This window comes from Actinacidiphila sp. bgisy160, from assembly GCF_965342435.1.
Taxonomy (GTDB): domain Bacteria; phylum Actinomycetota; class Actinomycetes; order Streptomycetales; family Streptomycetaceae; genus Actinacidiphila.
In genome coordinates, this window is record NZ_CBDRCM010000031.1 from 76292 (window position 1) to 87082 (window position 10791).

Annotated in this window: 10 protein-coding genes; 5 read left to right on the forward strand and 5 right to left on the reverse strand. The window is 75.3% G+C overall.

The window, feature by feature from the left end; genetic code table 11:
- Positions 1-57: 57 nt before the first annotated feature.
- Positions 58-1161: a glycerate kinase gene (locus ACRWNP_RS23400; protein ID WP_431964428.1), complete on the reverse strand. Its 1104-nt coding sequence runs from the start codon at positions 1159-1161 to the stop codon at positions 58-60.
- Between the two features lie 94 nt (positions 1162-1255).
- On the opposite strand from ACRWNP_RS23400, the gene ACRWNP_RS23405 reads away from it, so the two are divergent.
- Genes ACRWNP_RS23405 through ACRWNP_RS23415 form a run of 3 tightly spaced genes read left to right on the forward strand, consistent with a single transcriptional unit; the run spans position 1256 to position 3832 of the window.
- The gene (locus ACRWNP_RS23405; protein ID WP_431964410.1) at positions 1256-2311 is read left to right on the forward strand and encodes an ADP-ribosylglycohydrolase family protein; all 1056 of its coding nucleotides are present in this window, start codon (positions 1256-1258) and stop codon (positions 2309-2311) included.
- Between the two features lie 10 nt (positions 2312-2321).
- Positions 2322-3314 (forward strand): ketopantoate reductase family protein, encoded by a 993-nt coding sequence (locus ACRWNP_RS23410; protein WP_431964412.1) that lies wholly within the window; start codon positions 2322-2324, stop codon positions 3312-3314.
- Positions 3311-3832 carry an NUDIX domain-containing protein gene (locus ACRWNP_RS23415; RefSeq protein ID WP_431964414.1) on the forward strand — a complete coding sequence of 174 codons (522 nt, stop codon included), beginning with the start codon at positions 3311-3313 and terminating at the stop codon, positions 3830-3832. The genes ACRWNP_RS23410 and ACRWNP_RS23415 overlap by 4 nt, the downstream gene beginning before the upstream one ends.
- Here the strand turns inward: ACRWNP_RS23415 and ACRWNP_RS23420 are convergent.
- Complete coding sequence (locus ACRWNP_RS23420; RefSeq protein ID WP_431964416.1) at positions 3814-5613, reverse strand: gamma-glutamyltransferase family protein; 1800 nt, start codon at positions 5611-5613, stop codon at positions 3814-3816. The genes ACRWNP_RS23415 and ACRWNP_RS23420 overlap by 19 nt on opposite strands.
- Positions 5614-5692: 79 nt before the next feature.
- Here ACRWNP_RS23420 and ACRWNP_RS23425 point away from each other — a divergent pair, with 79 nt between their 5' ends.
- Together ACRWNP_RS23425 and ACRWNP_RS23430 are read left to right on the forward strand one after the other, a co-directional pair.
- A complete protein-coding gene (locus ACRWNP_RS23425; protein ID WP_431964430.1) occupies positions 5693-6472 on the forward strand; it encodes a nucleotidyltransferase domain-containing protein in 780 nt (259 codons plus the stop codon).
- A gap of 71 nt (positions 6473-6543) precedes the next feature.
- On the forward strand, positions 6544-7290 hold the full coding sequence (locus ACRWNP_RS23430; RefSeq protein ID WP_431964418.1) for an SIR2 family NAD-dependent protein deacylase: 747 nt from the start codon (positions 6544-6546) through the stop codon (positions 7288-7290).
- 60 nt (positions 7291-7350) lie between these two features.
- On the opposite strand, the gene ACRWNP_RS23435 is transcribed toward ACRWNP_RS23430, so the two are convergent.
- Genes ACRWNP_RS23435 through ACRWNP_RS23445 form a run of 3 tightly spaced genes read right to left on the reverse strand, consistent with a single transcriptional unit; the run spans position 7351 to position 10630 of the window.
- Complete coding sequence (locus ACRWNP_RS23435) at positions 7351-8334, reverse strand: aldo/keto reductase (protein WP_431964420.1); 984 nt, start codon at positions 8332-8334, stop codon at positions 7351-7353.
- Positions 8335-8384: 50 nt separating this feature from the next.
- Complete coding sequence (locus ACRWNP_RS23440; protein WP_431964422.1) at positions 8385-9815, reverse strand: phytoene desaturase family protein; 1431 nt, start codon at positions 9813-9815, stop codon at positions 8385-8387.
- Positions 9812-10630 (reverse strand): inositol monophosphatase family protein, encoded by an 819-nt coding sequence (locus tag ACRWNP_RS23445; RefSeq protein ID WP_431964424.1) that lies wholly within the window; start codon positions 10628-10630, stop codon positions 9812-9814. The genes ACRWNP_RS23440 and ACRWNP_RS23445 overlap by 4 nt, the downstream gene beginning before the upstream one ends.
- Positions 10631-10791 lie beyond the last annotated feature (161 nt).

A 10791-nucleotide genomic window follows, 5' to 3' on the forward strand; every position in this document is an offset into this window, starting at 1 on the left:
TACCTGGCCAGGGCCCCGAGCCGTGAAGTGAAGGCTCGGGGCCCTGGCGTTCCCGGGTCAGGCCGGCAGGTCGCGCGCGATGTCCCCGGCGAGCCGCTCCAGCAGCGGCCCGGCCTCCGCCATGCAGCGCACCGGATCCGGCTCGAGGTCCGTCAGGGCGTACGCCCGCCGGATCCCCGCGGCTGCCAGCGCCGCCCCGGACAGCGCGAGCCGGCCGCAGACGGCGACCACGTCCACGTCCCGGGCACGGGCGGCGGCCGCGACCCCGGCCGGGGCCTTGCCGTGCAGGGTCTGCTCGTCCAGCGAGCCCTCGCCGGTGATCACCAGGTCGGCCCGCTCCAGGGCCGCCGCGAAGCCGAGCATGTCCAGGAGCACCTGGACGCCGGGCCGGAAGGAGGCACCCAGGCCAACCAGCGCCCCGAACCCGACCCCGCCGGCCGCACCGGCCCCGGGGGCCTCGGCGGCCGCACCGGCACCCAGCACCTCCGCGTAGTGGGCGAGCGCCGCGTCCAGCGTCGCCACGTCCTTCTGTGCGGCGCCCTTCTGGGGCCCGTAGACGGCGGCGGCGCCCTTGGGGCCGAGCAGCGGGTTGTCGACGTCGCCGGCGAGGACGACCTCGGTGGTGGCGAGCCTCGGGTCGAGGCCCGACAGGTCCGCCGAGGCCAGCCCGGCGAGCGCCGCGCCGCCCGGGCCCACCGGTTCGCCCCGGCCGTCCAGCAGCCGGGCGCCGAGCGCGACGAGCATGCCCGCGCCCCCGTCGTTGGTCGCGCTGCCGCCGACGCCGAGCACCAGGGACCGCGCTCCCGCGTCGAGCGCGGCCCGCAGCAGCTCGCCGGTGCCGCGAGTGGTCGCCGTCAGCGGCGCGAAGACGCCCGGCGGCAGGTGCCGCAGGCCCGAGGCCTCGGCCATCTCCACCACGGCGGTGCCGTCGCGCAGTGCGTACGCGGCCGTGACCGGTTCCCCCAGCGGCCCGGTGACCTCCACCAGCCGCCGTTCGAATCCCGCGGCGACGGCGGCGTCCACCGTGCCGTCCCCGCCGTCGGCCACCGGCACGGACTCGACGACAAGACCGGGGGCGGCCCGCCGCAGCCCCGCCCCGAGCCGCTCCGCCACCTCGACTGCGGTGAGCGACCCCTTGAACTTGTCCGCTGCGATGAGCACCCGCACGGGCCGTGCGTCCGTCACATTGATCTCCCTACGGCAGGTCGCGCCGCTTGGACCCTATCCCGGGGCGCCCGGACGGTACACCGGATGCATGGCCCTCTCTCTCGAAGACCGCGTACTCGGCGGCTGGCTCGGCCGGATCGCCGGCAACATGCTCGGCAAGCCCGTCGAGCGCGGCGACCACTGGACCCGCGAGCGCATCGACCGCTACCTGCGCCGGGCCGGGGCACTGCCGCTGACCGACTACATCCCGGCGCTGGACCCGCCGCCGGACCCGGCCGAGTTCGCACTGCGCCCGGAGTGGCCGCAGTGCACCCGTGGCAACATCCACGGCAGCGCACGGGACGACGACGTCGACTACGCGATCCTGGGGCTCGACCTGCTGGAGACCTACGGCCCGGACTTCACCACCGAGCAGGTCGGCGAGTTGTGGCTGCTGCGCCTGCCCTACCTGCAGACCTTCACCGCCGAGCGGGCGGCGTACCGCAATCTCGCGGGCGGGCTGAAGCCGCCGCTGACGGCCACGGCCGGCAACCCGTACCAGGAGTGGATCGGTGCGCTGATCCGCGCCGACATCCACGGCTGGACCTCCCCCGGCGATCCGCGGCGGGCCGCCTCGCTCGCCCGACGGGACGCGGTGCTCTCGCACACGGGCAACGGGGTCTACGGCGCGATGTGGGCGGCGGCGCTGATCGCGGCGGCCTTCACGGCGCCCGACGCCCGGGCGGCGCTGGAGGCGGCGCTGCAGCAGATCCCACCGGGCAGCCGGCTGGCCCGCACCGTGCGGCGCACCATGGCGCTGCACGAGGCGGGGCTGGACTGGGCCGGGACGATGGCGGAACTGGACGAGGAGACCCGCGGAATGCACTGGATCCACACCGTCCCCAACGCCGCGCTCGTCACCGCCGGCCTGCTGTACGGCGCGGGCGACTTCACCACCACGATCGCCCTCACCGTGCGCGGCGGACTGGACACCGACTCCAGCGGCGCGACGGCGGGTTCGGTGGCCGGGGTGCTCTGCGGCGCCGCCGCGATCCCGCCGCAGTGGACCGAGCCGCTGGAGGACCGCGTGCGCAGCGCCGTGTTCGGCTTCGACGGGGTGGCGATCAGCGAACTCGCCCGTCGCACGGCGGTGCTGGTGCCGTAAGGTCCCGCGTGTGCGATACATCGTTGTGGGAGCGGGCGCGGTCGGCGCGACGATCGGCGGCCGGCTGTACGAGAGCGGTCACGAGGTCGTCCTGGTCGCGCGGGGGGCGCACCTGGAGGCGCTGCGCGAGCGCGGGCTGACGCTGCGGACGCCGGACGGGACGCTGAAGCTCCCCGTCCCGGTGGCCGGGGGCCCGGACGAGCTGGCGCCCCGTGCGGACGACGTGCTGGTGCTGGCCGTGAAGACGCAGGACACGGAGGCCGCGCTCGCCGCCTGGGCCCCGGTGGCGGACCGTCTGCCGGTGATCTGCGCCCAGAACGGCGTCGCCGGCGAGCGCATGGCGCTGCGCCGCTTCCGCGACGTCCACGGAATGTGCGTGTGGCTGCCGTCGACCCACCTGGAGCCGGGCGAGGTGGTCGCCCCCTGCGGGCCGCTGACCGGCATCCTCCATCTGGGCCGCTACCCGCACGGCACTGACGACCTCGCGCGGGCCGTCTCGGCGGACCTGGAGAAGTCCTCGTTCGCCGCCCCGGTGGTGGCCGACGTGATGCGCTGGAAGTACGCCAAGCTGCTGACGAACCTGGGCAACGCCGTCGAGGCGCTGTGCGGAGGCTGGGACGACGCGGCCGCCGGCCTCCTCGAGCGGGCGAGGGCCGAGGGCGCCGCGGTGCTCGACGCCGCCGGCATCCCGTACGTGGGCGAGGAGGAACAGGCGGCGGTCCGCGGGGACCGGGTGAGCCTGCGGCCGGTCGACGGCTTCGCCCGGGGCGGCGGCTCGTCCTGGCAGAGCCTGACCCGCGGCACCGGGAGCGTCGAGGCGGACTGGCTCAACGGCGAGATCGTGCTGCTGGGGAGGCTCCACGGGATACCCGTCCCGGTCAACGAGACGCTGCGGCGGCTCGCGAACCGCGCGGCACGCGACCGCCGCGCTCCCGGATGCCTGGAGCCGGCACAGGTGGCCGCCGCCGTCGAGGGCCGTGAACCCCTAGGTTGGGGCCCGTGACGACCACTGACTTCTCCGCGTACATCGACAGCCTGCCCAAGATCCTCGCCGGGGCCAGCACGCTCTTCCGCGACGCCGAGGGCCGCATCCTGATCGCCGAGACCACCTACCGCGAGGACGGCGCGTGGGTGCTGCCCGGCGGCACCATCGAGTCGGCCGACGGGGAGACGCCGCGCGAGGCGGCGCGCCGGGAGACCCTGGAGGAGATAGGGCTGGACGTCGAGCCGGGCACCCTGCTCACCGTCGACTGGGTCCAGGGACCGTCGGGGCGGCCGCCGCTGGCCTCGTACATGTACGACGGCGGGGTGCTCGACGAGGCCGCGCTCGGCGCGATCGTGCTGCAGGAGGAGGAGTTGTCGGCCTGGCGCATGGCGACGCCGGAGGAGGCCGAGGAGTACCTCTCCCCCGGCCTCTACCGCCGCGTCCGCGCCGCCCTGGCCGCGCTGGAGGACGGCGCCTGCCCCGTCGAACTGGTCAACGGCCGCCCCCCGGCAGCCGGTCAGCGACCCACCGCGTAACCCTGCATCCCGCGGGGATTGGCGGCGGAGGACAGCACACCCGTCTCCGGGTCGCGGGCCACGGCGCACAACCGGCCCTCCGACCACGGAGCGCCGACCGTCACGTCGTGCCCGCGACCGCGGAGCCCGGCGACGACCGACTCCCCGAAACGACCCTCCACGGTGACACTGCCCGGCCGCATCTGCCGGGGGTGGAAGGAGCTCGGGAAGCTGTCGTTGTGCCAGTTGGGCGCGTCGATGGCGCCCTGGAGGTCAAGGCCGCCCCGGACGGGGGCACGCAGGGCGACGCCCAGGAAGAAGTGCAGCGACCACTGGTCCTGCTGGTCGCCGCCCGGGGTGCCGAAGGCCATCACCGGCACGCCGTCGCGCAGCGCGAGCGAGGGGGTGAGCGTGGTGCGCGGACGGCGGCCCGGGGTGAGGGAGTTCGGCAGGCCGGGCTCCAGCCAGGTCATCTGCAGGCGGGTACCGAGCGGGAAGCCGAGTCCGGGGACCACCGGGTTGGACTGGAGCCAGCCGCCGCTGGGGGTCGCGGCGACCATGTTGCCCCACCGGTCGACGACGTCGAGGTGGCAGGTGTCGCCGCGGGTCGCGCCGTTGTGCGCGACGGTGGGCTCTCCGACGCCCATGGCGTCGAAGTCCGGTGCGGCGGCCGGGTCGTGGAGCGGGAAACGCGGCAGCCGCGGCGTACGGCCGCCCGGGCAGCCGGGGCGCAGTTCACGGGAGGCCTTGGCCGGGTCGACCAGGGCGCGACGCGCGTCGTTGTAGGCGGGCGACAGCAGTTCGGCGAGGGGGACGCCGTCCTCGGCGTCGCCGTACCAGGCCTCGCGGTCGGCCATAGCGAGCTTGGTGCCCTCGACCAGGGTGTGCACGTAGTCGGCGGAGCCGTACTCCAGGTCCGCGGGATCCGGCGGCAGCAGGGCCAGTTGCTGCAGGAAGGCCGGGCCCTGGCTCCAGGGTCCCGCCTTGCAGACCGTCCAGCCGTTCCAGTCGAACGTCACGGGGTCCTCGTGGCGTGCCTCGTACGCGACGAGGTCGTCCCCGGTCAGGGTCGAGGCGTGGCGCTCGCCCGTGGTGTCCATCGCGGGGCGGGCGGCGAATGCGGCCAGCGCCTCGCCGATGAAGCCCTCGCGCCACACCCGTCGCGCCGCCTCGATCTGCGCCTCCCGGCTGCTGCCGGCGGCTTCCGTCTCCCGCAGCAACCGCCGCCAGGTGGCGGCGAGATCGGGGTTGCGCAGCAGGGCGCCCGGCCGGGGCGGGCGACCGCCGGCCAGGTACAGCTCGGCGGAGGTCGTCCACTCCGTTTCGAACAGCGCCTGGACGGAGCCGACCGTGGCGCCGACCGCCTCCACCGCGGGGTGACCGTGCTCGGCGTAGCCGATGGCGTAGGAGAGCAGGTCCGCGAGCGGCTTGGTGCCATGGTCGCGCAGCAGCACCATCCACGCGTCGAAGGCACCGGGCACGGCGGCGGCGAGCGGGCCCGTGCCGGGGACGAACTCCAGGCCCAGCGCGCGGTAGTGATCGACGCTCGCCCCGGCCGGGGCGGGGCCCTGGCCGCAGAGCACGCGTACGGGACCGCCCGCGGGCGCGACGATGATCGGCACCTCGCCCGCGGGTCCGTTGAGGTGCGGTTCCACCACGTGCAGGACGAACCCGGCGGCCACCGCGGCGTCGTAGGCGTTGCCGCCGCTCTCCAGCACGGCCATGGCCGACTGCGAGGCGAGCCAGTGCGTGGAGGAGGCCATTCCGAAGGTGCCCTGGAGGGTGGGCCGGGTCGTGAACAATTCAGTACTCCTCGCGCCGGGGTGCTCCTACACTCGCACGGTGCCCCACGAGCCCGCACAACTACCCCCTGTCTCCTCCATGGCGCACTCGCTCACCCGGGTCCCCGGCGTGGTCGCGGTGATGCTCGGCGGCAGCCGGGCCCGCGGTACGCACCGCCCCGACTCCGACTGGGACCTCGGCGTGTACTACCGCGGCGAACCGGACCTGGAGGCGCTCGCCGCCCTCGCCGCCGGGGCGACGGGCGCGCCGGTGGAGATCGCCGGCCCCGGCGGCTGGGGTCCGTGGGTGAACGGCGGGGCCTGGCTGCGCGTGGAGGGTGTGCAGGTCGACTGGATCCTGCGGGACCTGGACCGTGTGCGGCGGGTGTGGGACGACTGCCGCGCCGGCCGCTACGAGGTGGGCGTCCAGCCCGGCCATCCGCTCGGCTTCTGGTCACCGGCGTACGCCGGGGAGGTCGCCCTCGGCCGCGTCCTGGCCGACCCGGCGGGCGAGCTGACCGCGCTGCGCGAGTCGACGCTGGTCTACCCGGAGCCGCTGCGCGAGGCCCTCGTCGCGGCTTCCTGGGAGGCGGACTTCCTCGCCGTGAACGCCCGCAAGTCCGCGGGCGCCGGGGACGTGCTGCACGCCGCCCTGTGCCTGTCGCGGGCGATCGGGGTGCTGACGCAGTCCCTTCACGCCCACCACCGCGTGTGGTGCCTCAACGAGAAGGGCGCACTCGCCGCCGCGGACGCGCTCCCGGGCACCCCGTCCGGCTTCCGGGCCCGAGCCGAGGCGGTGCTGTCCGGCCTCGGCGACCCGGTGGCGGCGGTGGAGGACGCCTCGGCCCTGGTCGCGGACGTACGCACGGCGCTGGGCTGACCGGCGGCGCTCGGCCGACCGGCGGAAAAACCCGATGGCCGGGGCTCGCCGGGTCTGCGTACGCTCGCGGCATGAGCGCGAAGAAGCCGCTTGTCGCGATCCTCAGCGGCGCGGGGATCTCCACCGACTCCGGCATCCCGGACTACCGCGGTCCCAGCGGGCTGTGGCGGCGCGACCCGGAGGCCGAGAAGCTCGTGACGTACGAGCACTACATGGCCGACCCCGACGTGCGCCGAAGGTCGTGGCGGATGCGCATGGACAGCCCGACGCTGGAGGCCCGGCCCAACAAGGCGCACGAGGCGATCGTCCGGCTGGAGCGGTCGGGCGTGCCGGTGCGCGTGATCACGCAGAACGTCGACGGGCTGCACCAGATGGCGGGGCTGCCCGAGCGCAAGGTGCTGGAGCTGCACGGCACGGCCCGTTCCGTCGTGTGCACGCGGTGCCACGACCGGGCGCCGATGGACGTGGCGCTGGCGCGGGTGCGGGCGGGCGAGCCGGACCCGGCGTGCGGGAAGTGCGGCGGGGTCCTGAAGTCGGCGACCGTCATGTTCGGGCAGCGGCTGGACCCGGTGGTGCTGGGCAACGCGATGGCCATCGCCAAGGGGTGCACGGTCTTCGTCGCGGTCGGCACCAGCCTGCAGGTGCAGCCGGCCGCGTCGCTCGCCGGGATCGCGGCGGAGCACGGCGCGCGGCTGGTGATCGTCAACGCCGAGCCGACACCGTACGACGCGATCGCCGACGAGCTGGTGCGCGAGCCGATCGGGACTTCGCTGCCCGCGCTCCTGGACGGGATCGCCCGGGAGGCCGCCGCGGGCTGAGGGCCGTGCCCCGGACGGGGATCGTCCGGGGCACGGCTCACGGCGGGTCGGCCGCGGCGGTTACCAGCGGTGGTGGACCTGGGCGCGGATGCGCCGGTCGTACAGGTCCCGCACGGCGTCCAGCGTGCTCTGCGGCAGCGGCGGCAGGGCGGCCGCCTCGGAGTTGGCGCGGGCCTGCTCCACGGAGCGGGCGCCGGGGATCACGGTGGTGACGCCGGGCTGCTGGATGATCCAGCGCAACGCCGTCTGGGCCGGGGTCGCGCCCTCCGGGGAGAGGGCGGAGAACTCGACGGCGGCCTCCAGCCCGGTCGCGTACTCGACGCCGGAGAAGGTCTCGCCCTGGTCGAAGGACTCGCCGTGCCGGTTGTAGGTGCGGTGGTCGTCGGCCGGGAAGACCGTGTCCTTGGTGTACCGGCCGGACAGCAGGCCGGAGGCGAGGGGCACACGGGCGATGATGCCCACCCCGGCCTCGGCGGCGGCCGGCAGGACCTGCTCCAGGGGCTTGAGCCGGAAGGCGTTGAGGATGATCTGCACGCTGGCGACGCCCGGCCGGGCGATCGCGGTCAGCGCCTCCTCGCAGGTCTCGACGCTGACGGCGTAGGCCGCGATGCGCTGCTCCTCGACGAGGGTGTCGAGGGCGTCGAAGACGGCGTCCGAGGAGTAGACGGCGGTCGGCGGGCAGTGCAGCTGCACGAGGTCGAGGGTGTCGACGCCGAGGTTGGCCCGGGACCGGTCGTTCCAGGCGCGGAAGTTGTCCAGGACGTAGTTCTCGGGGACCTGGGCGACCCGGCGGCCCATCTTCGTGGCGACGAAGATCCCGGCGTCCGGGCGCTCCCGCAGGTAGCGGCCGATCAGCTGCTCGCTGCGGCCGTCGCCGTAGACGTCGGCCGTGTCGAAGAAGGTCACGCCCTCCGCCACGGCCGCGTCCAGGACGGCGAGTGCGTCCTCCTCGCGGACCTCTCCCCAGTCCGCACCCAGCTGCCAGGTGCCGAGACCCACGACGGACACCTTGCGGCCCGTCCTGCCCAATACGCGCTGCTCCATGCCTGCGATGCTAGTCGCTGCCCCGCCGGCCGCCGCCGACGGGGCGTGCGCTAGCGGCGGGCGGCCCCCTCCAGGTGGCGGCGCACCGCGCGGGCCGCGTGGTGGCCGGACATGCCGTGGACGCCGGGGCCGGGCGGGCTGGCGGAGGAGCAGAGAAAGACCCCGGGGCGCGAGGTGGCGTAGGGGTTCCACTTGGGCTTGGGGCGGAAGGCCGTCTGCAGGCCGGCGAAGGCCCCGCTGCCGATGTCGCCGCCGACGTAGTTGGCGTTGCGGGCGGCGAGTTCGGCCGGGCCGCTGACCGCCCGGGCGAGGACGAGGTCCCGGAAGCCGGGGGCGAAGCGCTCGATCTGCCGCTCTACGGCCTCGGTGGCGTCGCCGCGCCAGCCGTTGGGCACGTGTCCGTACGCCCAGAAGACGTGCTTGCCCTCCGGGGCGCGCCCGGGGTCGACGACGGTGGGCTGGGCGGTGATCAGGAACGGGCTCTGCGGCGGGCGGCCGCGCACCGCCCGGTTCAGGGCGTCGCCGATCTCGCCGATGGTGGGCCCGATGTGCACGGTGCCGGCCCGGCGGGCCTCGGCGGCGGTCCAGGGCACGGGACCGTCCAGGGCGTAGTCGATCTTCCAGACAGCGGGGCCGTAGCGGTAGTTCCGGTACGCGTCGCCGAGCCCGGCGATACGCGCCAGCGCGGTCGGCGAGGTGTCGAAGACGTAGGCGCGCGCCGGCGGCAGCTCGTCGAGCTTGCGGACCATGACGCCGGTGTGCACGGTGCCCCCGAGCAGCCGCAGGTAGGAGGCGAGGGCATCGGCGAGCGACTGGGAGCCGCCGCGCGGCACCGGCCAGCCGACCTCGTGGCCGGAGACGGCGAACAGCAGCGCCGTCGCACCGGTGAGCGGGCTGGTCAGCGGGGCGATGGCATGGGCGGCGAGACCCGCCAGCAGTCCGCGCGCCTTCTCGTCGCGGAACAGCCGGGCGAGCGCGGCCACCGGCGGCAGCCCGGTCAGCCCGAAGCTCGCGAAGCGCAGCGGGTCGCGCGGCAGCCCCTGCCACTGGGGCCGCAGGAAGTCGTGGGCGAGGGTCTTCCAGCGGCCGATGTACGGGGCCAGGAGCCGGCGATAGGTGCCCGCGTCGCGCGGTCCGAGCGAGGCGGCGGTCGCCCCGACGGTGCGGTCCAGGACCGCCGCGGTGCCGTCGTCGAAGGGGTGCGCGAGCGGCAGCTCGGGGTGGAGCCACCGCAGGCCGTGGTCGCCGAGCGGCATCGCGTTGAAGGCGGGCGAGCCGGCGCCGAGCGGGTGCACGGCGGAGCAGGGGTCGTGGCGGAAGCCCGGCAGGGTCAGTTCCTCGGTGCGCGCGCCGCCGCCGACGTGGTCGGAGGCCTCGAAGAGCTCCACGGAGTGACCCGCGCGGGCGAGTTCGACCGCGGCGGTCAGGCCGTTGGGCCCGCCCCCGACGACGATGACGTCCGTGACGTGTGCCCTGCTCATCGGGCACCTGCCATGAGGTCGACGACCCGTCGCGCGGTCGCCTCGTCGCGCGCCACCGAGAAGGGGAAGGCGTTGCCGCCGCCGATCCGGAAGGGCACGCCCTCGGCGGTGAGGCTGCCGCCGCCGGCCTCAGCGACCAGCAGCACGCCGGCCGCGTGGTCCCAGGGCGATTCCCAGGTGAAGGCGACGGCGTCGATGGCGCCCCGGGCGACCTCCAGGTAGTCCAGTCCGGCGCAGGTGCACCGGCGGGTTTCGACGCCGTCGGTGCCGAGCCCCTCGAACCGGTGCCGCTCCTGTTCGTCGAGGAAGGCGAACTGCGAGGCGGCGACCTTGAGCGCGGGCCCGCCGGAGTCGCGGGCCGTGCGGATCGGCTCGCCGTTGAGCAGCGCTCCCCGGCCGCGCCGGGCGGTGGCCATCAGCTCCAGGCGCGGCACGTACGTCCAGGACGCGTGGACCTCGCCACCGCGGGCGAGCGCGACGAGCGTGGCGAACTCGGGCCTGCCGGCGACGAAGTTGGCGGTGCCGTCGACGGGGTCGACGATCCACACCGGGTCGTCGCCGCCGATGCGGTGCAGGATGCCCGGGTCGGCGTGCACGGCCTCCTCCCCCACCACGACAGAGCCGGGCAGCAGCGCCGGAAGCTCCTCGGCGAGCCGTAGTTCGGCCTCGCGGTCGGCGACGGTGACCAGGTCCCCCGGTCCGGTCTTGTGGCTGATGTCGGCGGCGCCCAGCTGTCGCCAGCGCGGCACGACCTCCGCCTCAGCGGCCGTGCGCACCGTGTCCTCGACCGCCTTGAAGAGTGCGTCATCGATCACTCCTCCATCAGACCAGATCGGCCGCGGCGCCGCGCACCCGCGGTGGCTTTGGCGGGTTCACGCCGTCCGCGCCGCGGCTCCGTGCGGCACGGCCGCGTCGAGGCGGGGCTCGATGCGGCCGTCGGGAGGTGGGGTCTGTGCGGGCGGCGCGGTGCTCCACC

Excerpts from the sequence above, each read along its gene's own strand:
- ACRWNP_RS23405 (WP_431964410.1), top strand. The coding sequence starts at position 1,256 with ATGGCCCTCTCTCTCGAAGACCGCGTACTCGGCGGCTGGCTCGGCCGG.
- ACRWNP_RS23425 (WP_431964430.1), top strand. The coding sequence starts at position 5,693 with ATGGCGCACTCGCTCACCCGGGTCCCCGGCGTGGTCGCGGTGATGCTC.
- ACRWNP_RS23430 (WP_431964418.1), top strand. The coding sequence starts at position 6,544 with ATGAGCGCGAAGAAGCCGCTTGTCGCGATCCTCAGCGGCGCGGGGATC.
- ACRWNP_RS23435 (WP_431964420.1), bottom strand. The coding sequence starts at position 8,334 with ATGGAGCAGCGCGTATTGGGCAGGACGGGCCGCAAGGTGTCCGTCGTG.
- ACRWNP_RS23440 (WP_431964422.1), bottom strand. The coding sequence starts at position 9,815 with ATGAGCAGGGCACACGTCACGGACGTCATCGTCGTCGGGGGCGGGCCC.